At 69.0% G+C, this 22,972-nt stretch carries 24 protein-coding genes, 1 tRNA gene and 1 other RNA gene; 13 read left to right on the top strand and 13 right to left on the bottom strand.

Going from position 1 to position 22,972, the window contains the following annotated elements:
• Positions 1 to 82: 82 nt before the first annotated feature.
• Positions 83 to 2,872 carry a pyruvate dehydrogenase (acetyl-transferring), homodimeric type gene (gene aceE, locus AT701_RS21150; RefSeq protein WP_011729733.1) on the bottom strand — a complete coding sequence of 930 codons (2,790 nt, stop codon included), beginning with the start codon at positions 2,870 to 2,872 and terminating at the stop codon, positions 83 to 85.
• A gap of 152 nt (positions 2,873 to 3,024) precedes the next feature.
• On the opposite strand from aceE, the gene AT701_RS21145 reads away from it, so the two are divergent.
• From AT701_RS21145 to AT701_RS21130, 4 genes are all read left to right on the top strand, one after another.
• Positions 3,025 to 3,594, top strand: coding sequence for an Rv2240c family protein (locus AT701_RS21145; RefSeq protein ID WP_223495693.1), 570 nt, complete (start codon positions 3,025 to 3,027; stop codon positions 3,592 to 3,594).
• A gap of 141 nt (positions 3,595 to 3,735) precedes the next feature.
• Positions 3,736 to 4,173: a DUF3052 domain-containing protein gene (locus tag AT701_RS21140; protein ID WP_003895716.1), complete on the top strand. Its 438-nt coding sequence runs from the start codon at positions 3,736 to 3,738 to the stop codon at positions 4,171 to 4,173.
• Complete coding sequence (locus AT701_RS21135; protein WP_011729732.1) at positions 4,174 to 4,644, top strand: peroxiredoxin; 471 nt, start codon at positions 4,174 to 4,176, stop codon at positions 4,642 to 4,644. It abuts the gene before it with no gap.
• Between the two features lie 60 nt (positions 4,645 to 4,704).
• Positions 4,705 to 4,776: transfer RNA gene (locus tag AT701_RS21130), tRNA-Val, on the top strand.
• 119 nt (positions 4,777 to 4,895) lie between these two features.
• Here AT701_RS21130 and AT701_RS21125 read toward each other — a convergent pair.
• The 7 genes from AT701_RS21125 to AT701_RS36020 all read right to left on the bottom strand — a co-directional run bounded on the left by AT701_RS21125 (position 4,896) and on the right by AT701_RS36020 (position 9,072).
• On the bottom strand, positions 4,896 to 5,714 hold the full coding sequence (locus tag AT701_RS21125; protein WP_058126536.1) for a formate/nitrite transporter family protein: 819 nt from the start codon (positions 5,712 to 5,714) through the stop codon (positions 4,896 to 4,898).
• A gap of 150 nt (positions 5,715 to 5,864) precedes the next feature.
• Positions 5,865 to 6,578 carry a 2OG-Fe(II) oxygenase gene (locus tag AT701_RS21120; protein ID WP_058126535.1) on the bottom strand — a complete coding sequence of 238 codons (714 nt, stop codon included), beginning with the start codon at positions 6,576 to 6,578 and terminating at the stop codon, positions 5,865 to 5,867.
• Positions 6,575 to 7,138, bottom strand: coding sequence for a methylated-DNA--[protein]-cysteine S-methyltransferase (locus AT701_RS21115; RefSeq protein ID WP_058126534.1), 564 nt, complete (start codon positions 7,136 to 7,138; stop codon positions 6,575 to 6,577). The genes AT701_RS21120 and AT701_RS21115 overlap by 4 nt, the downstream gene beginning before the upstream one ends.
• The gene (locus tag AT701_RS21110; RefSeq protein ID WP_011729728.1) at positions 7,135 to 7,626 is read right to left on the bottom strand and encodes an RNA polymerase sigma factor; all 492 of its coding nucleotides are present in this window, start codon (positions 7,624 to 7,626) and stop codon (positions 7,135 to 7,137) included. Before AT701_RS21110 ends, AT701_RS21115 begins: the two co-directional genes overlap by 4 nt.
• Positions 7,627 to 7,720: 94 nt before the next feature.
• On the bottom strand, positions 7,721 to 8,236 hold the full coding sequence (locus AT701_RS21105) for a hypothetical protein (protein ID WP_011729727.1): 516 nt from the start codon (positions 8,234 to 8,236) through the stop codon (positions 7,721 to 7,723).
• Between the two features lie 64 nt (positions 8,237 to 8,300).
• On the bottom strand, positions 8,301 to 8,717 hold the full coding sequence (locus AT701_RS21100) for a VOC family protein (RefSeq protein WP_058126533.1): 417 nt from the start codon (positions 8,715 to 8,717) through the stop codon (positions 8,301 to 8,303).
• Positions 8,650 to 9,072, bottom strand: a complete 423-nt coding sequence (locus tag AT701_RS36020; protein WP_413232161.1) for an oxygenase MpaB family protein — start codon at positions 9,070 to 9,072, stop codon at positions 8,650 to 8,652. Before AT701_RS36020 ends, AT701_RS21100 begins: the two co-directional genes overlap by 68 nt.
• Here AT701_RS36020 and AT701_RS21095 point away from each other — a divergent pair.
• Positions 9,059 to 10,015 carry a cobalamin biosynthesis protein gene (locus AT701_RS21095; RefSeq protein ID WP_058126532.1) on the top strand — a complete coding sequence of 319 codons (957 nt, stop codon included), beginning with the start codon at positions 9,059 to 9,061 and terminating at the stop codon, positions 10,013 to 10,015. The two genes, AT701_RS36020 and AT701_RS21095, sit on opposite strands and share 14 nt — an antisense overlap.
• Here the strand turns inward: AT701_RS21095 and AT701_RS21090 are convergent.
• From AT701_RS21090 to AT701_RS21080, 3 genes are read right to left on the bottom strand one after another with little or no spacing between them, the layout of a single operon-like run.
• Positions 9,969 to 10,802 carry an SURF1 family cytochrome oxidase biogenesis protein gene (locus AT701_RS21090; protein ID WP_058126531.1) on the bottom strand — a complete coding sequence of 278 codons (834 nt, stop codon included), beginning with the start codon at positions 10,800 to 10,802 and terminating at the stop codon, positions 9,969 to 9,971. The two genes, AT701_RS21095 and AT701_RS21090, sit on opposite strands and share 47 nt — an antisense overlap.
• Positions 10,802 to 11,293 carry a low molecular weight protein-tyrosine-phosphatase gene (locus AT701_RS21085; RefSeq protein ID WP_058126530.1) on the bottom strand — a complete coding sequence of 164 codons (492 nt, stop codon included), beginning with the start codon at positions 11,291 to 11,293 and terminating at the stop codon, positions 10,802 to 10,804. The genes AT701_RS21090 and AT701_RS21085 overlap by 1 nt, the downstream gene beginning before the upstream one ends.
• On the bottom strand, positions 11,286 to 11,978 hold the full coding sequence (locus AT701_RS21080) for an HAD family hydrolase (protein ID WP_081319542.1): 693 nt from the start codon (positions 11,976 to 11,978) through the stop codon (positions 11,286 to 11,288). The genes AT701_RS21085 and AT701_RS21080 overlap by 8 nt, the downstream gene beginning before the upstream one ends.
• A gap of 274 nt (positions 11,979 to 12,252) precedes the next feature.
• On the opposite strand from AT701_RS21080, the gene AT701_RS21075 reads away from it, so the two are divergent.
• From AT701_RS21075 to AT701_RS21065, 3 genes are read left to right on the top strand one after another with little or no spacing between them, the layout of a single operon-like run.
• The gene (locus AT701_RS21075; RefSeq protein ID WP_058126528.1) at positions 12,253 to 13,404 is read left to right on the top strand and encodes a Nif3-like dinuclear metal center hexameric protein; all 1,152 of its coding nucleotides are present in this window, start codon (positions 12,253 to 12,255) and stop codon (positions 13,402 to 13,404) included.
• Positions 13,394 to 14,122, top strand: a complete 729-nt coding sequence (locus tag AT701_RS21070) for a zinc ribbon domain-containing protein (protein ID WP_011729721.1) — start codon at positions 13,394 to 13,396, stop codon at positions 14,120 to 14,122. The genes AT701_RS21075 and AT701_RS21070 overlap by 11 nt, the downstream gene beginning before the upstream one ends.
• Positions 14,119 to 15,216 carry a bifunctional RNase H/acid phosphatase gene (locus AT701_RS21065; RefSeq protein ID WP_011729720.1) on the top strand — a complete coding sequence of 366 codons (1,098 nt, stop codon included), beginning with the start codon at positions 14,119 to 14,121 and terminating at the stop codon, positions 15,214 to 15,216. The genes AT701_RS21070 and AT701_RS21065 overlap by 4 nt, the downstream gene beginning before the upstream one ends.
• Position 15,217: 1 nt before the next feature.
• Here AT701_RS21065 and AT701_RS21060 read toward each other — a convergent pair whose 3' ends face one another.
• Positions 15,218 to 15,814 (bottom strand): type II toxin-antitoxin system RelB family anti-toxin, encoded by a 597-nt coding sequence (locus AT701_RS21060; RefSeq protein ID WP_174519605.1) that lies wholly within the window; start codon positions 15,812 to 15,814, stop codon positions 15,218 to 15,220.
• Positions 15,815 to 15,861: 47 nt separating this feature from the next.
• Here AT701_RS21060 and AT701_RS21055 point away from each other — a divergent pair, with 47 nt between their 5' ends.
• Entirely contained in the window at positions 15,862 to 17,418 is a 1,557-nt protein-coding gene (locus AT701_RS21055) for a bifunctional NAD(P)/FAD-dependent oxidoreductase/class I SAM-dependent methyltransferase (RefSeq protein WP_011729718.1), read from the top strand.
• 100 nt (positions 17,419 to 17,518) lie between these two features.
• An RNA gene (gene rnpB, locus AT701_RS33910) (RNase P RNA component class A) lies at positions 17,519 to 17,906 on the top strand.
• Positions 17,907 to 17,915: 9 nt separating this feature from the next.
• Here rnpB and AT701_RS21050 read toward each other — a convergent pair.
• Positions 17,916 to 19,442 (bottom strand): CYTH and CHAD domain-containing protein, encoded by a 1,527-nt coding sequence (locus tag AT701_RS21050; protein WP_058127693.1) that lies wholly within the window; start codon positions 19,440 to 19,442, stop codon positions 17,916 to 17,918.
• A gap of 204 nt (positions 19,443 to 19,646) precedes the next feature.
• Here AT701_RS21050 and AT701_RS21045 point away from each other — a divergent pair, with 204 nt between their 5' ends.
• From AT701_RS21045 to AT701_RS21035, 3 genes are read left to right on the top strand one after another with little or no spacing between them, the layout of a single operon-like run.
• On the top strand, positions 19,647 to 21,431 hold the full coding sequence (locus tag AT701_RS21045) for a fatty acyl-AMP ligase (RefSeq protein WP_011729716.1): 1,785 nt from the start codon (positions 19,647 to 19,649) through the stop codon (positions 21,429 to 21,431).
• Between the two features lie 7 nt (positions 21,432 to 21,438).
• The gene (gene amtR, locus AT701_RS21040; RefSeq protein WP_058126527.1) at positions 21,439 to 22,116 is read left to right on the top strand and encodes a transcriptional regulator AmtR; all 678 of its coding nucleotides are present in this window, start codon (positions 21,439 to 21,441) and stop codon (positions 22,114 to 22,116) included.
• Between the two features lie 11 nt (positions 22,117 to 22,127).
• Positions 22,128 to 22,913, top strand: coding sequence for an enoyl-CoA hydratase/isomerase family protein (locus tag AT701_RS21035; protein ID WP_058126526.1), 786 nt, complete (start codon positions 22,128 to 22,130; stop codon positions 22,911 to 22,913).
• Positions 22,914 to 22,972: the final 59 nt, after the last annotated feature.

The following is a 22,972-nucleotide window of genomic DNA, read 5'->3' as shown; positions in this document are numbered from 1 at the left end:
GCCTGTTTTCTGGCGGATTCCTCCAAGTGCCCGCAAGCAAACAGCCACCGGCGTGTGCCGGTGGCTGCTCACTGTGGCCGGATCAGGCGCTGCCGGTGTCGGCGTAGGACACGCCCGCGGCGGACACATCGTCGATGCGGTACTGCTCGGCCGCCTGGGCCGCGACCGACGCGTCGATCTCGCCGTCGCGCGCCAGGCCCTGCAGGACCGCCACCACGACCGACTCGGCGTCGGTGTTGAAGTACCGGCGCGCGGCGGGCCGGGTGTCGGAGAAGCCGAAGCCGTCGGTACCGAGCGTGACGTAGGTGCCGGGCACCCACGGGCGGATCTGCTCGGGCACCGCCCGCATCCAGTCGGACACCGCGATCACCGGACCGGCCGCGTCGGCCAGCGCGCTGGTCACGTGGGGCGTGCCGGCGGGCTCGTCGGGATGACGCAGACGGTGCTTCTCGATCGCCACGCCCTCGCGGTTGAGCTCGCCCCAGCTGGTCACCGACCACACGTCGGCGGCGACATCCCAGTCCGACGCGAGCAGGTCGGCCGCGCGCAGCGCCTCGGGCATCGCCACACCGGAGGCCAGGATCTGCGCGCTCTTGGCGCGCTTCTCCGGGGCAGGCCGGTACAGGTACAAGCCCTTCAGCAGCGCCTCGACGTCGAGGTTCTCGGGCTCGGCAGGCTGCTGATACGGCTCGTTGTAGATGGTGAGGTAGAAGAACACGTTCTCCGGATCCTCGCCGTACATGCGCTGCAGACCGCTCTCGATGATGTGCGCGATCTCGTAGGCGAACGCCGGGTCGTAGGTGACCGCGGCCGGGTTGGTCGACGCCAGCAGCAGCGAGTGCCCGTCGGCGTGCTGCAGGCCCTCACCGGTCAGCGTGGTGCGCCCGGCCGTCGCGCCGAGCACGAACCCGCGGGCCATCTGATCGGCTGCGGCCCACAGGCCGTCGCCGGTGCGCTGGAAACCGAACATCGAATAGAAGATGTAGATCGGGATCATCGGCTCGTCGTGCGTCGAGTACGACGTGCCCACCGCGGTGAACGACGACGTCGACCCGGCCTCGTTGATGCCCTCGTGCAGGATCTGGCCGACCTCGGATTCCTTGTAGGCCAGCATCAGTTCGGAGTCCACCGACGTGTACAGCTGCCCGTTGCGGTTGTAGATCTTCAGGCTCGGGAACCACGAGTCCATACCGAACGTGCGCGCCTCGTCGGGGATGATCGGCACGATGCGCGGCCCGATGTTCTTGTCGCGCAACAGCTCCTTGAACGTCCGCACGGTCGCCATGGTGGTGGCGACGGCCTGCGAGCCCGAACCCTTCTTGAGCGCCTTGTAGGTGTCGCTGCCCGGCAGGGCCAACGGCTTGCTCTTGGTGCGACGCGACGGCACGAACCCGCCGAGCGCGCGGCGGCGCTCCAGCAGATAACGGATCTCGGGCGCCTCCGGACCGGGGTGGTAGTACGGCGGCAGGTAGGGGTCCTCTTCGAGCTGGGCGTCGCTGACCGGCACGCGGGTGACGTCGCGGAAGTTCTTGAGGTCTTCCAGCGCAAGCTTTTTCATCTGGTGCGTGGCGTTGCGGCCCTCGAAGTGCTGCCCCAGCGTGTAGCCCTTGATGGTCTTGGCCAGGATGACCGTCGGCTGCCCCTTGTGCTCCATCGCGGCGCGGTAGGCGGCGTACACCTTGCGGTAGTCGTGGCCGCCGCGCTTGAGATTCCAGATCTCCTGGTCGGACATGTCGGCCACCAGTGCCTTGGTGCGCGGATCGCGCCCGAAGAAGTGGTCGCGCACGTACGCGCCGTCGTTGGCCTTGTAGGTCTGGTAGTCACCGTCGGGCGTGGAGTTCATGAGGTTGACCAGTGCCCCGTCGCGGTCGGCGTGCAGCAGCACGTCCCACTCGCGGCCCCACACGACCTTGATGACGTTCCAGCCCGCGCCGCGGAAGAACGACTCCAGTTCCTGGATGATCTTGCCGTTGCCGCGCACCGGGCCGTCGAGACGCTGCAGGTTGCAGTTGATGACGAACGTCAGGTTGTCCAGCGCCTCGTTGGCGGCCACCTGGATCAGGCCGCGCGACTCCGGTTCGTCCATCTCGCCGTCGCCGAGGAACGCCCACACGTGCTGGTCGGAGGTGTCCTTGATACCCCGGTCGTGCAGGTAGTGGTTGAACCGCGCCTGGTAGATGGCGTTCATGGGGCCCAGCCCCATCGACACCGTCGGGAACTCCCAGAAGTCCGGCATGAGCCGGGGGTGCGGGTACGACGGCAGGCCGCCGCCGGAGTGGCTGTGCTCCTGGCGGAAACCATCCAGTTGGTCGGTTGTGAGCCGGCCTTCCAGGAACGCGCGGGCGTAGATGCCGGGGGAGGCGTGCCCCTGGATGAACACATGATCCCCGCCGCCGGGATGGCTCTTGCCGCGGAAGAAGTGGTTGAAGCCGACCTCGTACAGCGTCGCCGACGATGCGTACGTCGAAATATGACCGCCCACACCGACTCCCGGACGCTGAGCGCGGTGCACCATGATCGCGGCGTTCCACCGGATCCAGGCGCGGTAGCGCCGCTCGACGTCCTCGTCACCGGGGAACCACGGTTCCAGCTCGGTGGGGATGGTGTTCACGTAATCGGTGGACGTCAGCGCCGGGATCGCGACACGCTGCTCGCCGGCGCGTTCGAGCAAACGCAGCATCAGATAACGGGCACGCGCAGGGCCGGAACGTTCCAGCAGCTCGTCGAAGGATTCGAGCCACTCAGCGGTCTCCTCGGTGTCGATGTCCGGCAGGTAGGACGCGACACCTTCACGGATCACCCGGACCCGGTCGGGTTCTGCTGCGGTGCTGGAGTTTTGGGCCAGATCCTGGCGCACGAACTCGGTGGTCAACTTCCGCTCCTTGTTAGGCGGTCACTTAATCGATCAGGTGCTTGTGGCACCTATATCGTCTCCCTATCGTGCCGCATGTGCTCTGCAGGGGTGGAAGGTGCAATGAACCGGTCCTGATGGCTAAGAACCGGTAACGTCTGCAGACCGTGCCGATGAGTTGGCAGTTTGGGGCGACACACAGGGTCGCGGGGGTGGCGCTGGGCGGTTCGGCCGTCATCGCGATGGTGGTTGTCGGATGTTCGACCGTGACTGGCGGTACCGCACAAGTGGATCCCGCCGAGGCTCCCGTCTACCGCGCGTCGGTGTCGGCCTCGATCGAGGCGTCGTCGCTGACCTCGGCCGCGAGGGAGTCCGAACGCCAGGCCACGCTGACCAAACGCGCCATCCACACCGTCTGTGAGGATCTGAGCACGTCATCGGTGGACGCCATCGACGCCGTCAACACCTACATCGAGGCGGCCAACAACAATTCGCCCGACGTCAGGGCCAAGGCCGGTCCCGCGGTCGACGCGCTCAACCGCAGCGCCGACCTGGTCACCTCGGGCATCTCCGACACGTTGCCCGCCGACCTGCGCGACGCACTGACCGAATGGGTCGACGCGGTGCGCGCGGTGGCGTCGGCCATTTCCGGCGACGCCTCACCGGACGTGTTCAACGCGGCCTCCGACCGGTCCAACTCCGCGAGGACCGCCGCCCTCGACCGCTGTGACGCCGCCTATTGACGGATTTGATCTGCGAACTGCCCGCCGGACACCCCCTCATCGGGACCGGCGTGCGACGATAGGGCGCAACACGCAATGAGCAGCACAACAACACCACACTGACAGGCCCGTACGGGCCGGAGAAGGCTAAGGAGGACCGAGGTGGTCGCGGCGGCGGGGAAGGATTCTGACCCGAACTACGCTCGAATTCTGGGCATCCAAAAGGATCAGGTTGTCCAGGAGTTGGGTTGGGACGAGGATACCGACGACGACATCCGGGCCGACGTCGAAGAGGCGTGCGGTTCGGAGCTGCTCGACGAGGACTCCGACGAGGTGGTCGACGTCGTGCTGTTGTGGTGGCGCGACAACGACGGGGACCTGGTCGACCGGCTGATGGACGCCATCACCCCACTCGCCGAGGACGGCGTGATCTGGGTGCTGACGCCCAAGACCGGCAAGCCAGGGCACGTGCTGCCGGCCGAGATCGCCGAATCGGCGCCCACGGCCGGTCTGATGCAGACCTCGTCGGCGAAACTGGGGGACTGGACGGCCAGCCGGCTGGTGCAGCCGAAGTCGAAGGCCGCCGGGAAGCGCGGCTGAGTGCTCGACGTCGGCACACCCGCGCCCGATTTCACCCTGCGAGACCAGAACAACCGGCCGGTCACGCTCAGCGACTACCGCACGGGCGAGAACCCCAGGGACGTGCTGGTGGTGTTCTTCCCGCTGGCGTTCACCGGTGTGTGCGAGGGCGAACTCGGCGCGATCCGTGATCAGCTCCCGCTCTACGAGAACGACCACTCGGCCGTCATCGCCGTCTCGGTCGGTCCGCCTCCCACGCACAAGATCTGGTCCATCGAAAGCGGATTCACCTTCCCGGTGCTGTCGGATTTCTGGCCGCACGGCAAGGTGGCCCGGGACTACGGCGTGTTCAACGAGGACGCGGGCTATCCCAACCGCGGCACCTTCGTCGTCGACCGCTCCGGCATCATCCGGTTCGCCGAGATGATGGAGCCCGGTCAGGTGCGCGACCAGAAAGTCTGGACTGCGGCACTGCAGGCGCTGCGCGCCTGACTAAGATCCCGGTGTGGGATTTCCGGTCACGGCGCTTGGCCGTGTACCGTGCCTGCGGCGGGGCGCGTAGCTCAGTGGTAGAGCTCTGGTTTTACACACCAGCGGTCGGCGGTTCGATACCGTCCGCGCCCACTCTTTTTCCTCTCCTCGCGCCGAGCGTGCGGTCTCATCCGCCTGACGCGGCGTGTCGCGTATGAAACCGCACGGTCGGCGATCTGGAAGCGTTGCCGTCGAACAGGTTTCACGCTGGTTCACTCGGCGTCCGCTTCTTCGCGCTCCTCTTCGATCCGCTCCTTGCTGCGCAGCAGGCGTAACAGTGTCACCAGGATCAGTCCGCCGGCCACGTTGGCGACGACGGTGTAGCCGAACCATTTGAGCCAGTCAAGGTATCCGAACGAGGCCTCGCCGGTGAAGATCGCACCGAAGATGAGCAGCGAGTCGAGGATCGAGTGGAACATCTGCAGGCCGGCGAGCAGGAAAGCACCTGCCACGGCCGCCGCGATCTTTCCGGGAACCGAGTCGGTGCCGTGCTGCATGCGCGTCATGAGGGTGATGGCCATGCCGCCGAGCAGGCCCAGCGCGACGGTCTCCGCCGACAGCGGGGCGGTGGCGAAGTGCGAGGCCGATTCCACGGTCTGGGCGTGCAGCTTCGGAAAGCCCAACATGATCAGCCACATGATGACCCAGCCGCCCACCAGGTTCGCCGCGAGCGTGCCACCCCACAACTTGAAGAGTTGCGCGACGCTGGCGCGCTTGGCGGCCACGGTGGTCACCGGCACCAGGAAGCCCTCGGTGAACAACTCGCTGTGGCCCAACAGGAGAGCGAGAAAACCGATCGAGAACGCCAGACCCGCCAGGAGTTGGTTGCCCGTGGCGTTCAGGACGGCCAGGTAGGCCAGGACGCCCATCGCGACCTCGGTGCCGCCGAAGAACCCGGTGACGAGGATTTCCCGCCAGCGGCGGTGCAGGCGCTGGCTGCCCTCGTCGATGGTTCTTTCGAAGGTGTCCTCCAGCGCGTCTTCGATCGGACGGTTCGTCTTTCCCAGTTCGCGCTGGCTGGTGTTGCTCATGATCAACCCTTCAAGGCCGGGACTCGACGTCTGTTGACGTCTCGGAGTACCCCCGCGGGGCCCTGAGCAAGCCGTGATTGTGTGCCGAGCGTGCGATCTCATCCGCCTGACGCGGTGTGTCGCGTATGAAACCGCACGCTCGGCGCAGAGTCAGGTGGCGTCGTGGAACACCAGGGCCAGCGTCGTGCGCTCTCCTGAGCGCACGGCCGACACGCCGTGGCGCACGGGCGCGGCCGACCATCCGCGCGTCGATCGCACCGGGCGGTCGCGTGTGGTGAACACGAAGCCGTGGCCGTGGGGCAATTGTGTGGCGGTGCCGCGCGACTGCGCGCGGGGACGTTGTTCGAGGAGTAGGAACTCGCCGCCGGTGTAGTCGCGGCCCGGTTCGTTGAGGTTGACGACGACCTGCAGCGGAAACACCAGATCTCCGTAGAGGTCGCGGTGCAGTGCGTTCCAGTCGCCTGCGCCGTAGCGCAGCAGGATCGCCGTCGACTTGGTCTGTCCCGCGCGGTGACACATGTCGAGCCACTCGTCGAGGGTGTCGGGCCACGGCGGGGTGCGCCCGAGTCTGGTCCACCACTCGCGGGCGATGGGCAGCAGGCGGGGATACAGCGCGTGTTTGAGCGCTTCGAGCGGTTCGGGATACGGCGTGCGCAGATAGCGGTACTGCCCTTGGCCGTAGCGGTAGCGGACCATGTCGATCGTGCTGCGGAACCGCTCGTCGTCGCCGTAGAGCGCGCGCAACCGCTCGGTCTCGGCCGCGGTGAGCAGTCGAGGCAGCAGGGCGCCGCCGTACTCGTCGAGTTCGGCCGCGATGGCGGGCCAGTCACCGCTGTCGACCCTGGCCCGCCACCGATCGGTCATGCCGCCCGCTCCAGTTCCAGCAGCGCCGTTTTCGCGCCCAGCCCACCGATGTAGCCACCCAGGCTGCCGTCGGAGCGCAGCACACGGTGGCACGGCACCACGACCGGAAGGGGATTGGTGGAGCATGCCGACCCGACCGCGCGAACGGCGTTGGGATTGCCCACGATCTCGGCCACATCCTTGTAGGACATGGTGTGCCCGTACGGGATCTGCGACAGCCGGCGCTGCACGAGCTGCCGGAAACCGTGTGACAGTGAGTGATCCAGTGCAACGTCGAATTGTGTTCGCGCACCGGCGAAATACTCGTCGATCTGCCGTGCGGCATCGGCAAGGCGTTGAGGTGCGCGCAGGATCCGCGGGCTCAGCCGCTGCGCCAGGGTGTCCAGCACGGCATCGTGGTCCTCGGTGGCGAATGCGACGCGCACGAGTCCGATCTCGGTGGCGGCCAAAAGAAGTGGTCCCACGGGAGTGTCGACGGTGGTGTAGGCGACGTCGAGCAGCCCATCAGTGGTCGCGGACTGTTCGAGGCGTCGGTGCAGGCGGGTCAGGGTGTCGTTCATCGGTGCGCTCCTTTCGGCAGGGCGTCCGGATAATGGGTTCGCAGTGTGGCGATTCCGTCGGAGGCGGCCTTGCGGGCCGCGTCGGCGGTACCGCCCAGCAGTGCGGCGATCTCGGCGTACGGCAGGCCGACGAAATAGTGGTAGGCCACCGCCTGCCGCTGCTTGGGCGGCAGTGCGCGCACCGCGGAGGTGAGTTGGTCGTCGGCGGCGCCTGGCACGCCGATAGTGGTCGGGCGATCCGGCACATCACCGATGGCGAGGGCTTCGCGTTCGCGACGCCGGATGATGTCCACACATTTGCGGTGGGCGATGGTCACGAGCCAGGCCTCGACGTTGGCGTCGTCGGCCAGGTCGGGATAGGCACGCAGAGCCGCCAGAAAGGTGTCCGACCAGGCGTCTTCGGCGTCGAGCGGCCCCAGCACGAATGTGCACACCCGCAGCACCGCCGGGCCGTGGCGTTGGACGACGCGTTCGAACGGGGCCTTCATGTCTGCTTCACGGTTGTCGGTTTCCTCGCGTATATCGGATGCTTACACCCTGTAGACGTTCGCGAGTGCCCAAACGTGAGCCGGTGCGGAAAATTCAGGACCACACCATCGGCGCGCGGCGCAGCACCAGGTTGCGGCTGCGCGGTTCGGTGTCGCCCGCGCACGACGGATTGTCCTGCGAGAAGCCCATGTTGACGAACCCGGTCAGATCGGGACGGATGATGTACTTCATCCGCACCGGGCCGGTCTGTCGTTGTTCGGGGGTGCCGATGTCGCACACCATGCCCGGATTGGTGTGTTCACCCACCCAGGCGCCCTGAGCGTCATCGGCCGAGGCGAGCCACGGCATCTCCATGTCCCACGACGCCCCCGGTGCACCAGGGGAGTGCGACAGCACATGCAAGCATCCTGGTCCGCAATCCGACAGCGACCAGTCGTACGGTTCGAAAAGCTCGGCGGCCGCGGTCTCGGTGACGAGGTAGACACCCGGATCCGGCAACGGCGGGGCCGGGTTGGCCGCGGGTTCGGCGGGTGGGGCAGACGCTTCCATCCCGCCGACCACGAAACCGATCGCCGTCGACACGGCCACCGCGGGTATCAGGTTTTTCACGGATGTTCCTCCGAAGCAGGATCCTATCCGCGAACACTCCCGATATGCGCCCCGAGCGCGGGATTCAGTTCCCCGCGAAGAACTCCAGTGCGATGCCGTCGGGATCGCGGAAACTCAGACCCGACCCGTACGGGGCGTCGACGATGCCGCCGTGGGCGATACCGAGTTCGTCGAGCCGGTTCTGCCACACCTGCAGGTCATCGCGGCTGCCGACGCCGAAGCTGACGTGGTCGAGGCCGACACGGAACTCGGTGAACTGCTCGGCTTCTGCGCGCTTGTCGTGCTGGTGGATACCGAACAGGGTGCCGCCGGGAAGCGCCCACACGATGTGGTGGAAACCGGCGTCGGTGCGCTCGTCGAGCACCGGGTCGGCGCCGATCAGCGCGCGGTACCACGGGCCGCTGACCGCGAGGTCACGCACGGTCACCGCGACGTGGTTGAGGGTGGGGAATGAGGGAGCAGCACTGCTCGATTCGACCATCAGACAATCCTTTTGCCAACGACATTTCGGACCCGCATGTCCAAAGGTACAGCTGGTTCCCCAGCAACCATGCCTCGCGGGGCATCACGCGGTCGGCGATTCGCCGCACCTGCAACAACTTTTCGTACCGTCGTTGCTGGTCGGCGGACCAGTCGAGGGTCATGCGGACGCGGAACTCGTTCGGTAGAAAGCCTGTGGCGGCAAAGAGATTGAAGACCCGGCACGGCGTGGCCGGCACCGCGTGCAGCGCACAGCGGTGGGCCCGGCCTCGTGTGTGCGGGTGGATAACCGTGTGAGACGCTGCCGAGGTGTTTGCGTCGAGTAGCCGGGGGAACCGATCTGTGGTTGCGGGCACGGCCGCGGGGATCGCGTGTGGGTATCTCGCCGACCTGGTGTTCGCCGACCCGCGGCGAGGGCATCCCGTCGCGCTGTTCGGTTCCGGCGCGGCACGGCTGGAACGCCTGACCTATCGCGACAACCGGGCGGCGGGGACGGCGCACACGGGCCTGCTGCTGGCGGGTCTCGCGCTGTTGGGGGTGGCCGCGCAGCGCCGAAACCGCCCACACCTGGGACTGGCTGCCGCGACGTACGTGGCGCTCGGCGGGACCTCGCTCAACCGCGTCGGTGATCGCATGGCGGACCTGCTGGCCGCCGATGACGTGGATGGCGCCCGGGCGCTCGTGCCGTCGTTGTGCGGACGGGACCCGGCCTCGCTGGACGCCGCGGGCCTGACCCGCGCGACGGTCGAATCGTTGGCCGAGAACACCTCCGACGCGCAGGTCGCGCCGCTGCTGTGGGCCGCGGTCGCCGGTGTACCGGGCGTGTTGGTGTACCGCGGCGCCAACACCCTCGACGCCATGATCGGCCACCGCTCGCCGCGGTATCTCCGGTTCGGTTGGGCCGCAGCGCGATTCGATGACGTGCTGAACTACGTGCCGGCCCGCGTCACGGGCCTGCTGGTGGCGATGTGCGCGCCGGTGGTGGGGGGCTCGCCCGTCGCGGCGTTGCGCGCGTGGCGACGTGACGCGGCGCGTCATCCGAGCCCCAACGCGGGTGTGGTGGAGGCGTCGTTCGCCGGGGCGCTGGGCGTGCGGCTCGGTGGGCCGACACAGTACGCGCATCAGCTGGAGATCCGCCCGTCGCTGGGGAACGGTCGCGCGCCCGAGGTCGCGGATGTCGGCAGGGCGGTGCGACTCTCGCGCGCCGTGCAGGGCGCGGCCGCGCTGGTGGCGGTGGCGGCCGCGGGATGGCTCAGCGGCGCTTGCCGTAGCGGTCGGCGAGCTTCTCCTCGGGTGTGAGTTCGGCCGCCGGTTTGGGCCCCGCGGCGTCCTTCTTCGCCTGCGCAGCGCGTTCGCGTCGCCGTTGCTGGATCTCGGCATACATGAAGTAGCCCAACCCGATCGGGGCGATGATGCCGAACGCGATCCACTGGATGCCGTAGGAGAGGAACGGCCCGGCGTCCAGGTGCGGCAGCGGGATCGCTCCCAGACCGCCCGGCTGGTCGTCGACGAGTTGAAGGTACGACCCGGCCAGCGGTGTCCCGGTGAGTTGGGAGACCTGGCCGGTGTTGATCGAATAGACCTGCAGCGCACCGTCGGCGCGGAACGGTTCCTTGCCGGTCGCGACGGCCTCCGAATCGCGCAGCCGCGCGGTGATCGACACCGTGTCGGTGGGTGGCGGATCGATCGCGGGCACCCCTGATCCCTCGACGGGGCGCACGTATCCGCGGTCGACGAGGATGGTCGGGCCGCCCTGGACCGCGAACGGTGTGAGAACCTCGAACGCGGGTTCGCCTTCGATCACGCGCAGCCGGGCGAGCACCTGTCCCTCGGGCAGGTAGCGGCCCGTCGCGGTCACCCGCCGCCATTGGTCGTCGGAGGTGGAATCCTGGTGCGGCAGGATGTCGGTCAGCGGGACCGGTTCGGCCTGAAGCGAATTGGCGATCTGGCTGTTCTCCCGTGAGGTCTTGGTGTTCTTGCCCAGCTGCCACGGCGCGAGCACCGTGAAGCACAGGTAGGCGAACGCGATCACCACGACGATCAGCGCCAGCCACTGCGGGCGCAGGAGAAAGCCGAGCCGGCGCATCAGGCCACGATCCCTCTCGCGGCCAGGGCCTCGTCGACCCAGTCGTGAAGACCGGGCAGCGCGGCCTCGATCACCTCGAAGACGGCCTCGAAGTCGTCGCGGGTGCCGTAATACGGGTCCTCGACGTCAGGGGTGTGTGCGCCCGCGCGGGGATCGAACGAGCGCAGCATGCGCAGCCGGTCCGGCTCCACCCCGAGGTCGGCGAGGATCCGCGCGTGGTTGCGGCCCATGGCGACCACCAGGTCGGCCGACAGGTGGTCGTCGTCGACGACGGCGGCGCGGTGCGCGGTGGGGTAGCCACGGTCGGCCAGCACCAGGCACGCACGCTCGTCGGCGCCGTCGCCGGCGTGCCAGCCACCGGTGCCCGCGCTGGTGACCCGCACGACCTCACGCAGGCCGCGCTCGGCGATCTGGTGGGCGAACATCTTCTCGGCCATCGGGGAACGGCAGATGTTGCCCGAGCAGACGAACGTCACATGCACCTCAGACACCGAGCACCCCGCGAAGTGCCTCGACGGTCTCGACGTGGGCATGGGCCACCACCGCGGCCGGCCCGGAGAAATCGGCGCCGCCGTAGCCCCAGCCCACCACGACGGTGTCGATACCGTGCTCGGCGGCGCCCTCGACGTCGTGCATCCGGTCGCCGACCATCAGTACGCGGTCGGGCAGCGGTTCCAGCTGTCGCAGCGCGTGCGCCACGACCTCGGATTTGAGTGAGCGCGTGCCGTCCGGGCTGGCGCCTGCGATCACCTCGAAGTAGCCGTCGAGCTCGAAGTGCTCGAGGATCCGGCGGGCGGTGGGCTCGGCCTTCGATGTCGCGACGGCCAGCCGGACGCCCGCGGCTCGCAGATCCGAGAGCAGCGCCGGGATGCCGTCGAACAGGCTGTTCATCGCCCATCCACGGGACGTGTAGTCGGCGCGGTAGGCCGCGATGGCCTCGTCGGCCTGGTCGCCGAGCCCCAGCGAGCTCAGCGTGTGGTGCATGGGCGGGCCGACGATCCGTGAGGCCAGGTCACCGTCGGGCACGGGTGCCCCGACGGCCTGCAGCGCATGCCGGAAGCTCGACACGATGCCCTCCGCGGAGTCGGTGAGCGTGCCGTCGAGATCGAACAGCACCAACTGCGGGCGGGTGTCGGGGGTCAGCTCGCTGACGCGGCCAGTCACAACATCGGTCACACACCGATTGTCCCTGATCGCGGCACCGGTGCCCGATGATGCCCGTCACGGCGGCCGACCACTACTGTCGTGGGGTGCCGTGCCCACCGTCTCGTGCCGTCCGCGCGGCCGCCGTACCGGCGTGGCCGACCGCGCCCATGCGGGCGCCGTTTGTGCAGTTCGCCGTGCCGGACACAGAGTTGCCGCGACGACATCGGCAAAGCAAGAGCATTGCCGTGCGGCGTTGCGGTACTTTCGTGGGCTCGCGGGTGGATGCCGTGACGGAGGTGCTGAGATGAACACGCGATCGGCGGGCGTGCGGCTGGCCGACGTGATCGCCGTGCTGGAGGCGGCGTACCCGCCGCAACTTGCGCAGGACTGGGATTCGGTCGGTCTGGTGTGCGGGGACCCCGACGAACCCGTGGAGTCGGTCACGATCGCGGTCGACGCCACCGCCGACGTGATCGCCGAGGTCCCCGACCGCGGGCTGCTGCTCGCTCACCACCCGCTGCTGCTGCGTGGTGTCGACACCGTGGCCGCGAGCACCGCCAAGGGCGCGCTGATCCACCGGCTGATCCGCACCGGGCGCGCACTGTTCACCGCGCACACCAACGCCGACTCGGCCAATCCCGGCGTGTCCGACGCGCTGGCCGAGACGCTGGGGTTGCGTGTCGAGGACGTGCTCTCGCCCGTGGCGGCCGGGCCGAACCTGGACAAGTGGGTGGTGTTCGTGCCCGCGGCCGACGCCGACGCGCTGCGCGAGGCGTTGTTCGCCGCGGGCGCGGGCCGCATCGGTGACTACTCGCACTGCAGTTGGAGCGTCGCGGGCACCGGGCAGTTCCTGCCGCACGACGGCGCCTCGCCCGCGATCGGTGAGGTGGGCACCGTGGAGCAGGTGAGCGAGGACCGCGTCGAGGTGATCGCGCCGGCACGGCTGCGCGCGAAGGTCCTTGCCGCGATGCGTGCCGCGCATCCATACGAGGAACCCGCGTTCGACATCCTGCCGCTCGCGCCGATTCCCGGTGACGTGGGTATCGGCCGCATCGCGTCACTGCCCGAACCGGAGCCGTTGTCGGCGTTCGTCAGGCGCGTGCGCGCGGCGTTGCCGCCGACCTCGTGGGGCGTGCGCGCGTCGGGTGATCCGGATGCCGTGGTGTCGCGCGTCGCGGTGTGTGGGGGAGCGGGCGACTCGCTGCTGGGCGCTGTGACCGCGGCCGGTGTGCAGGCCTATGTCACAGCCGATCTTCGGCACCATCCCGCCGACGAGCACCGCAGGGCCTCGGACGTCGCGCTGGTCGATGTGGCGCACTGGGCCAGCGAGTTCCCGTGGTGCGCGCAGGCCGCGGGCGTGCTGCGCAAGCATTTTTCGGACGCACTGCCGGTGCGGGTCTGCGAGGTCCGTACCGATCCATGGAATGTCGAGAGTTTGGAAGAACATGAAAGCTGAAGTAAGCCAACAACGTTCGCTGCTGACGCTGAGCGAGGTCGATGCCGAGCTGGCGCGGATCGCGCACCGCGGGAAGAACTTGGCCGAACAGAAGCGTCTCGACGAGCTCACCGCGCAGCGCGGCGAGGTCAACGACCGGCTGGCCGCGCTCGGGATCGCACTGGAGGATCTGGACGCGCAGGTGGCCAAGTACGAGTCCGAGATCGACTCGGTGCGCCAGCGCGAGGACCGTGACCGCGCGCTGCTCGAGGGCGGCTCGGTGGGCGCCAAGCAGGTCACCGAGATCCAGCACGAGCTGGAGACCCTGCAGCGGCGCCAGGCGAGCCTGGAAGAGCAGCTGCTCGAGGTGATGGAACGTCGCGAGGAGCTCATGGCCGAGCGGTCCGAGGAACTGCGCCGCGTGGACGAACTGCAGACGGAGCTGACCGAGGCCCAGCAGGCCCGCGACGCGGCGCTGGTGGAGCTGGATCAGGCGCGTCACCAGTGCGCCACGCGACGTGACGCGCTGGTGAACGCGATCGACGATCAGCTCGTCGAGCTCTACGAGAAGCAACGCGCCCGCGGCGGCGCCGGGGCAGGCCCGCTGCAGGGCAGGCGCTGCGGTGCGTGCCGCATCGAGATCGACCGCGGTGAGATCGCGCGCATCACCGCCGCGGCCGACGACGACGTGGTGCGGTGCCCCGAGTGCGGCGCGATCCTGTTGCGGGTCAAGCAGTGAAGGTTCTCGTCGAGGCCGACGGCGGGTCGCGCGGCAACCCGGGACCGGCCGGCTACGGCGCGGTGGTGTACGACGCCGACCACGCCACGGTGCTCGCCGAACGCAAGGAGGCCATCGGCCGCGCCACCAACAACGTGGCCGAATACCGGGGTCTGATCGCGGGTTTGGAGGCCGCCGCCGAGACCGGCGCCACCGAGGTCGCGGTGTCGATGGACTCCAAACTGGTCATCGAGCAGATGTGCGGGCGGTGGCGCGTCAAGCATCCGGACCTGATCGAACTGCAGCGCCGCGCGGCCGCGCTGGCCGCGGGCTTCGACCATGTCGACTACACGTGGATTCCGCGGGAACGCAACAGCCACGCCGACCGGCTGGCCAACGAGGCGATGGATGCCGCAGCGGGAATCGCCGTGCCCGACAAGGCTTCTGAGTCTGACGACCCGCCTGCACCCGCGAAGAACTCGGTGGGCTGGTCCGGGGTGACCGGCGCGCCTACACGGCTGTTTTTGCTGCGACACGGGCAGACCGAGTTGTCGGTCGACCGGCGCTACTCGGGTCGGGGCAACCCCGCGCTGACCGAAGAGGGGCGCAGGCAGGCCGACGCCGCTGCGCGGTATCTGGGCGAGCGCGGCGGCATCTCGGCCGTGGTCACCTCACCTCTGCAGCGTGCGTATGACACCGCGGCCGCGGCCGCCAAGGCGCTGGGTCTCGACGTCACCGTCGACGACGATCTGATCGAAACCGACTTCGGTGCCTGGGAGGGGCTGACGTTCGCCGAAGCGGCGCAACGGGATCCGGATGTGCACCGGCGCTGGCTGCGGGACACCAGCGTCGAACCGCCCGGTGGCGAGAGCTTCGACGCCGTCGCGCACCGCGTGCGCCGCGCGCGCAACCGCATCATCGCCGAGCACGGCGCGTCGACGGTGCTGGTGGTCTCGCACGTGACGCCGATCAAGACGATCCTGCGGTTGGCGCTCGACGCGGGCGAGGGGATTCTCTACCGCCTGCACCTGGACCTGGCGTCGTTGTCGATCGCCGAGTTCTACGCCGACGGTGGCTCGGCCGTGCGGTTGGTGAACCAGACCGCGTACCTGTAGCTCACGAGTGCAGGTGCACCTGCTCGCCGTGCAGACCGAAGATCGTCACGGCCTCGACGGGTCCGTCGACCACGCCGAACCAGTGCGGTGTCCACGTCGAGAACTCCACGGCCTCACCGGGTCCGACGGTGAAATCCTGTTCACCGAGGATCAGCCGTAGCTTCCCGGACAGCACGTACATCCAGTCGCGGCCCTCGTGTACGGGAAGTTCGGCCGGCGGGGTGTTGCGCTGCTCGCTGATGCGGATCTTGTACGCGTGCAGCCCGTTTGCCGGGCCGTGGCGCGTGAGCGGCCAGTATGTGATGTTGTCGCGGGTCGTAGCGGTGCCGCGCACGCGGGGGTCCTCGGCCTCGGGCGCCCGCAGCAGGTCGTCGGTGGTGACCGACAGCGCGGTGGCCAACCGCGGCAGATGGTCGAGCGCCAGGCGGCGCTTCCCCGATTCGAGGCGGCTCAGGGTGGACACGTCGATCTGCGCGCGGGACGCGACGTCCTCCAGCGTGAGACCCCGCTCGGTGCGCAGTTCGCGCAGGCGCTGGCGGACCAGGGCGTCCACGTCGTGCTCGGCACCGGGCGCGTCCACCTGCTGTTTTGCCTTCATGGCAAAACAGCTTGGCATTTTGTCATGCTCTCGGCAAGGTGGGCGTCATGGAGAACAAGCCATGGGACAGCATCATCGTCGGCGGCGGCGCGGCCGGTCTGAGCGCGGCGCTCGTGCTCGGCCGGGCACGCAGGCGCGTACTGCTCGTCGATGCCGGTGAACAGAGCAACCTGCCCGCACACGGCATCGGCGGCCTGCTCGGAAGCGACGGCCGGGCGCCTGCCGACCTCTACGCGGCCGGGCATGCCGAACTCGCGGCGTACCCCAGTGTGCAGGTGCGCCGCGGCGAGGTCATTGCGGGTAGGCGCGGATTCGCGCTCGACCTCGCCGACGGTGGCCACGAGCACGCCCGAACCGTGCTGCTGGCCGCCGGCATGGACTACCTGCCACCGAACATCCCGGGACTCGGGGAACTGTGGGGCCGTTCGGTTTTCCACTGCCCGTTCTGCCACGGCTGGGAGGTGCGCGACGCCCCGTTGGCCGTCATCGCCCGCGGCGAGCGCGCCGTGCACTCGGCGCTGCTGCTGCGCGCGTGGTCCGACGACATCGTGGTGCTCACCAACGGGCCCGACGGTCTCGACGACGCCCAGACCGAAAAACTCGGCGCGGCAGGAATTCCGGTGAACGACGCGTCGATCGCCCGGCTCGTCGCCCACGACGGTGAACTGGTTGCGGTCGAGTTCACCGACGGCACGCGGCTGTCGCGTCGCGGCGCCCTGGTCGCCACCACGCTGCACCAGCGCTCACCACTGGCCGCGCAACTCGGCGCGATCGGCGCGCCGACACCGCTGGCCGGCGACGCCGTCGTCGTCGACACGTTCGGACGCACCACGGTGCCCGGCCTGTTCGCCGCGGGCGACCTCACCGGCAACCTGCCGCAGGTGGCCACGGCGGTCGCGGCGGGCAGCCAGACCGCGGCCGCCATCGTGCAGCACCTGCTCGCCGAGGACATCGGCCTGCCCACCCCGCCGTGGCCCACCGAAGGTCTCTCGCCGGCCGAGTACTGGGAACGTCACTACGGTGAGCGCGAACAGATCTGGAGCGGGCGGGTCAACCCGCAACTGGAGAAGGTCGCCTCCGATCTCCCCGCCGGGCACGCACTGGATCTCGGCTGCGGAGAAGGCGGGGACGCCGTCTGGCTGGCCGAACGGGGCTGGCGGGTGACCGCCGTCGACATCTCCCACACCGCACTGTCACGCGCGGCCGCCGAAGCCGGGCGGCGCGGCGTCGCCGACCGCATCACATTCGAGCGCCACGACCTGTCGGAGAGCTTCCCGGACGGTGAGTTCGACCTGGTGTCAGCGCAATTCCTGCACTCGACGGTGCGGCTGGAACGGCCGCGGATCCTGTCGACCGCGGCGCGGGCGATCCGGCCCGGCGGGCACTTGGTGATCGTCGACCACGGCAAGATGCCGCCCAACGCGACACGGGTGCCGCACGATCACCCGTTCCCGAGCGCCGAGGAAGTGCTCGCCGGCCTCGATCTGCCTGCCTCCGAGTGGGAACGGGTCCGCGTCGAGGCCGTGCACCGCGAGGCGACCGGCCCGGACGGGCAACCCATGCCGATGGTCGACAACGTCATGGTGCTGCGCCGCACGAGCTGACCTCAGGCCGACAGGGCCTCGGTGCGGTCCTCCGCCCTGAGCGAATATCGGGCCGGTGGCACCTGCGGCATGGATTTGAGGGTACGGTGATCTGCGCGAACGAGTTGGCCGGGCGGCCGCGGCATCAGCCTGATGTCGAGGAAAGTCCGGACTTCACAGAGCAGGGTGATTGCTAACGGCAATCCGAGGTGACTCGCGGGAAAGTGCCACAGAAAACAGACCGCCAGAAATGGTAAGGGTGAAACGGTGCGGTAAGAGCGCACCAGCACCCCGGGTGACCGGGGTGGCTAGGCAAACCCCACCCGAAGCAAGGCCAAGAAGGCCGCAACTGCGGTTGCGGCCGCGCAGGCGCCCGAGGGTTGCTCGCCCGAGCCTGCGGGTAGGCCGCTTGAGGTACCCGGCGACGGGCTACCCAGATGGATGGTCGCCGCCCCACCGCCAGAGATGGCGGCGGGGAACAGAATCCGGCTTACAGGCCAACTCGTTCGCCCCACCGCTCACAGGTCCTTGCGGACCGCCCTCTTGAGCTTCTTGAGAACCTTCTGCAGTTGCGTGCGGGCCTGCCACGCCAGTTCGTCCTCCTGCTGGTACAGCAGGCCGTAGGTGAACGTGTCCTCACCCGCGGCGTGCGCGGCGTCGGCCTGGTCGAGCAGGTGCGCCATGCTGACCACGGCGTCCTGGTGGTCACCGAGCAGCGACTGCACGGCCTTGGCCCGCTCGGCGATGCGGTCCTCGCCGGCCGCGCTCGCGGTGTAGCGAAGCTGCTTGGCGCGCTTGCGGATCCGGTGCAGGGCGTGGTTGCGGGCCGCCACGGCGTCGGTCCCGGCGTCGGTTCCGGCGTCCGGGTCGGTCGTGTGGTCGGTGTGCTGGGCCTTCTTGACGGCCTTGCGCACCCGCTTGTAGGCCGCTGCGACCGTGGCCGCCGGATCGCCGGTGTCGGTGTCCGTCGACGATGCGACCAGGCCCTCCAGCGCGTCGAGCAACCGGAAGTAACGTTGCGAGCGCATCGCGAGGTGGATGCGGCGCAGACCTGATTCGTAGCGTTGCCGCGCGCCGCCGACGAGACGCTCGGCCACCGGCCCGCGCACCAGTTCGTCGGGCAAATCGGCCAGGGCGTGCTCGTAGCGTTCCGCGAGCACCTCGGCGTCGCGGGCCACGCCCAGCACGGTGCCCAGCTCGCGCAGCTCGTCGAGGATCGGCCCGACATCGCCGAAGGCGTCCCCGGACTCCTTGAGCAGGCTGCGGATCTTGCGCGTCGTCACGCGCATCTGATGCACCGAGTCCTCGGCGTCGGCGCGCACCGCGCGGTCCCACACCAGCAGTTCGTCGAGGTGTTCGGCGATCGCGCGGTGCAGCGCGTCTGTGGGTTGGGCGGGTTCCGGTGTGTCGCTCGGGGCGCCCGGGGCCGAAGCGAGGGCCCGCGCGAGTTTCGAGCCGTGCCCGGCGGGCTGGGCCCCGGCGTCGAGCAGCCGGTTGGTCAGGCGGTCGAGCAGTTCAGCGTCGGCGCCGGGTGCGAGCTCGAGCTCCCATTCGCGCCACTGCTGTGCGTGGTCCTCGTGGCCCGTGGCCGACGCGGTGACATGGTCGTCGCAGAACTCGGCCAGCACGGCTCCGTTGTGCGCGTAGAGCACGCTGACGGTGCGGTGCGTGGTGATGCGGGCGACCGGCTCCAAGGGCCTCTCACGCACGATCCCGAGGACGATGTCGCGGAGGTCGTCGGGGACCCCGTCGGTCGCGTTGTCGAGGGGCGCTCGCACCTCGGTGCGCGCATCCGGTCCGGCGGGCAGCTTCAGGTGCCATCCGGCGTCGGTTCCGCCCGTGCGGCGGCGCAGCGTAACGCGACGCGCCGCGAGGGCGCGCGCGGATGTGTCGAAATAGACAGCGTCGAGTTCCTGTGACGGAATCCGCTCGATCCGCGCGATCGCCGACAATCCCTCGAATGAGGGCGAGACTGTGGCCGCGGTCACCTCGAACTTTCGCTCGACCTCGGTGTACCTGGCAGTTTTCGGCTTAATGGGAACCATCTTCACCTTCGTCGGGCACCGGCAGCGGAACGTCGATCGGCCTCAGCGTGCCACATTTCGGCCTTCGCTCAGTGCGGTCGCCGGGTCACGGGGAGGTAAAGACTTTCCGCCGCGCACCCCCGGTTTGCACTAGAGTCTGAGGAAATCTCTTAGAGTTGCAGCATGGGTTCTGAAGTCATGGGGGCGCGTGACGCTTCGGTACGCATGAAGATCGAGGATTACCTCGATGCGGACGGCAACATCGCCATCCCAGACGGGGTGACGTTGACGTCTTACTTCGACCGTAACGTCGCCGAGCTCGCCGATACGCCGGCCTATCGGTATCTCGACTTCGAGCACGACGGGAGGGTCGTCGAGCTCACCTGGAAGGAGTTGGACACCCGCGTGCGCGCGGTCGGCGCGCGGCTGCAGCAGGTGACCAAGCTCGGCGACCGCGTCGCGATCCTGTGCCCGCAGGGCGTCGACTACGTGGTGTCCTTCTTCGCCGCCATCCAGGCCGGTGCCATCGCGGTCCCGCTCTTCTCACCCGAACTGCCCGGCCACGCCGAGCGTCTCGAGGCGGTACTGGCCGACGCGACCCCCTCGGTCGTGCTCACCACGACCGCCGCCGCCGAGGCCGTCGGCGCGTTCGTCCGCAAGCTGCCCCACGCCGGGCGCCCCCGCATGATCGCCGTCGACGCGGTCCCCGCCGCGGTCGGCGCGACCTTCACCCCCGCGCAGCTGCACACCGACGGCATCGCCTATCTGCAGTACACCTCGGGATCCACCCGCACCCCGGCCGGCGTCGAGATCACCCACCGCGGCGTCTGTACCAACGTGCTGCAGATGATCATCTCGGTCGGACTCGACTGGAACATCCGCAGCGTCAGCTGGCTGCCCCTGTTCCACGACATGGGCCTGCTCATGATCATGTTCCCGGCGCTGTGCGGCGGCCACATCACGCTGATGTCGCCGGTGTCGTTCGTGCGGCGCCCGTACCGCTGGATCAAGGAGCTCGGCGCGTCGGACGTGCCCACGTTCGCCGCGGCGCCCAACTTCGCCTACGAACTCGCCGCGCACCGCGGCCTGCCGCCGGCCGGAGACGAACTCGACCTGAGCAACGTCGCGGGCCTGATCAACGGGTCCGAGCCCGTCAGCATGGCCTCCATCAACGTGTTCAACGAGGCATTCGCGCCGTACGGGCTGCCGCCGACCGCGGTCAAGCCGTCCTACGGCATGGCCGAGGCGACGCTGTTCGTGTCGACCATCGGACCCGCGGCGCATCCGAGCGCGGTGTACCTCGACCGTGAGGAACTCGGCGCGGGACGCGCCGTCGAGGTGCCCGAGGACGATCCGCGCGCCATCGCGCAGGTGTCCTGCGGCAAGATCGCGCGCAGCCAGTGGGCCGTGATCGTCGACCCCAACAGCGACACCGGCGCCGAACTGCCCGACGGTCACGTCGGCGAGATCTGGCTCTACGGCGACAACGTCGGCAAGGGCTATTGGGGCCGCCCGCACGAGACCGAGGTGTCGTTCCACAACAAGCTGCAGTCGCGCCTGCCGCAGGGCAGCCACGCCGCGGGTGCGCCGGACGGCGCCGCGTGGTTCCGCACGGGCGACCTCGGCATGTACCTGGGCGGCGAGCTCTACATCACCGGCCGCATCAAGGACATGGTGATCGTCGACGGCCGCAACCACTATCCGCAGGACCTGGAGGCCACGGTCGCCGAGGCGTCGTCACAGGTGCGGGCCGGCTACATCGCGGCGTTCTCGGTGCCGTCCGAGCACGGCGAACGTCTGGTGATCGTCGCCGAACGCGCGCCCGGCGCGGGCCGGGCCGACCCGGCACCCATCGTCGATGCCATCCGCGCGGCCATCTCGAAGCGCCACGCGGTTGCCGTGCACGACATCAAACTCGTTGCGGCAGGCTCGATTCCACGTACCACCAGCGGCAAGCTGGCGCGCCGTGCCTGCCAGGCGCAGTACCTGGCCGAACTCCAGACGTCCTGATCCGGGCATGACGACCACCTCCGGCCGTGGCCGCCCGCGGCTGGAGCAGCCGCGGAGGCCGGGGCAGACCGCGCGCGAGGAGATCCTCGACGCGGCCGCCGAACTGTTCACCACCCACGGGTACGGCAGCACCTCCACGCGCCGCATCGCCGACGAGGTGGGGGTGCGGCAGGCCTCGCTGTACCACCACTTCGCCACCAAGGACGACATCCTCGACGCGCTGCTGGCGGGCACCGTCGACGAGCCCCTTGAGCTCGCACACGGCCTGCTGGGGGAGTCGGGTCCCGCGGCACCGCGCCTGCATGCCCTGGTGATCTACGACGCCTCACAGCTGTGCGCGGGCCGCTGGAACCTGGGCGCGCTGTACCTGCTGCCCGAGTTGCGCACCGACCGGTTCGCGCCGTTCCGCCGCCGCCGCGCCGAACTGCGCAGCGCATACCGCAGCCTGGCCGCTGCGGTCATCGCCGAGTGCGGCGGACCGCCCGAGGCCGACGATCTGCCGTTCCGGCTCGTGGAGTCGGTGATCAACTCACGCTCCGACGACGCCGACGTCCCTCCCGAACAACCCTGGGTGATCGGAGAGGGTGCGCTGCGCGTGCTCGGCTTCGACGGGGACTTTGCCGAACTCGCCGCCGCAACCGCGTCACGGCTCGGTGTGCGACCGCCCGGGCGGGCCGCCCGCTAGAGTGCCGGTCTGTGACCGAGATCTCCTATGAAGCCATCGCGTTCGAACAGTCCGGACCCATCACGCGCATCACGCTGAACCGCCCGGACGCCGCGAACGGCATGAACGACACCATGACTCGCGAACTCGCCGACGCCGCGCGCCGCGCAGACACCTCAGGCGCGAAGGTCGTGGTGCTGACGGGTTCGGGCCGGTTCTTCTCGGCCGGGGGCGATCTCAAGGCGTTCTCCGGCGCGCCTTCGCGCGGCGCGTTCATCAAAGGTGTCGCCGACGATCTGCACCGGGCCATATCGTCGTTCGCGCGGATGGACGCCGTGCTGATCACCGCGGTCAACGGCACCGCGGCAGGCGCCGGGTTCAGCATCGCGGTGACCGGTGACCTGGTGCTGGCCGCGGAATCGGCGTCGTTCACCATGGCCTACACCAAGGTCGGCCTGAGCCCCGACGGCAGTGCGTCGTACTACCTGCCGCGCCTGGTCGGCATGCGCCGCGCGCAGGAATTGATGCTCACCAACCGCACGCTGTCGGCGACCGAGGCCTACGAATGGGGTCTGGTCACCGAGGTGGTGCCCGACGCCGACCTGGCCGACCGGGCCACGAAACTCGCCGAACAGGTCGCCGCCGGATCCGCGGGATCCAACGGTGCGGTCAAGTCGCTGCTGCTGTCGTCGTTGAAGAACAGCCTCGAAGAGCAGATGGAGGCCGAGGGCCGGTTCATCGCGGCCCGCGCCGATTCGGCCGACGGCCGCGAGGGTGTCGATGCGTTCCTGGGCAAGCGCAGACCCGAATTCGCCTAGCGCCAGAGAGACGAACTCCAGAGAGACGAAATGGTCACTGTCAGCGTGTGACAGCGACC

It is taken from the genome of Mycolicibacterium smegmatis (assembly GCF_001457595.1).
GTDB lineage: Bacteria > Actinomycetota > Actinomycetes > Mycobacteriales > Mycobacteriaceae > Mycobacterium > Mycobacterium smegmatis.
The sequence above is the reverse complement of the archived record's forward strand: the minus strand, read 5'-3'. Positions and strand labels throughout refer to the sequence as shown.

Coding starts and splice junctions, on each gene's coding strand:
- AT701_RS21060 (WP_174519605.1), bottom strand. CDS start 15,814: ATGAAGGCAAAACAGCAGGTGGACGCGCCCGGTGCCGAGCACGACGTG.
- AT701_RS21055 (WP_011729718.1), top strand. CDS start 15,862: ATGGAGAACAAGCCATGGGACAGCATCATCGTCGGCGGCGGCGCGGCC.
- AT701_RS21120 (WP_058126535.1), bottom strand. CDS start 6,578: ATGACCGATCGGTGGCGGGCCAGGGTCGACAGCGGTGACTGGCCCGCC.
- amtR (WP_058126527.1), top strand. CDS start 21,439: ATGACGACCACCTCCGGCCGTGGCCGCCCGCGGCTGGAGCAGCCGCGG.
- AT701_RS21145 (WP_223495693.1), top strand. CDS start 3,025: ATGAGTTGGCAGTTTGGGGCGACACACAGGGTCGCGGGGGTGGCGCTG.
- AT701_RS21115 (WP_058126534.1), bottom strand. CDS start 7,138: ATGAACGACACCCTGACCCGCCTGCACCGACGCCTCGAACAGTCCGCG.
- AT701_RS21125 (WP_058126536.1), bottom strand. CDS start 5,714: ATGAGCAACACCAGCCAGCGCGAACTGGGAAAGACGAACCGTCCGATC.
- AT701_RS21075 (WP_058126528.1), top strand. CDS start 12,253: ATGAACACGCGATCGGCGGGCGTGCGGCTGGCCGACGTGATCGCCGTG.
- AT701_RS21110 (WP_011729728.1), bottom strand. CDS start 7,626: ATGAAGGCCCCGTTCGAACGCGTCGTCCAACGCCACGGCCCGGCGGTG.
- AT701_RS21070 (WP_011729721.1), top strand. CDS start 13,394: ATGAAAGCTGAAGTAAGCCAACAACGTTCGCTGCTGACGCTGAGCGAG.
- AT701_RS21100 (WP_058126533.1), bottom strand. CDS start 8,717: ATGGTCGAATCGAGCAGTGCTGCTCCCTCATTCCCCACCCTCAACCAC.
- AT701_RS21090 (WP_058126531.1), bottom strand. CDS start 10,802: ATGCGCCGGCTCGGCTTTCTCCTGCGCCCGCAGTGGCTGGCGCTGATC.
- AT701_RS21050 (WP_058127693.1), bottom strand. CDS start 19,442: ATGGTTCCCATTAAGCCGAAAACTGCCAGGTACACCGAGGTCGAGCGA.
- AT701_RS21045 (WP_011729716.1), top strand. CDS start 19,647: ATGAAGATCGAGGATTACCTCGATGCGGACGGCAACATCGCCATCCCA.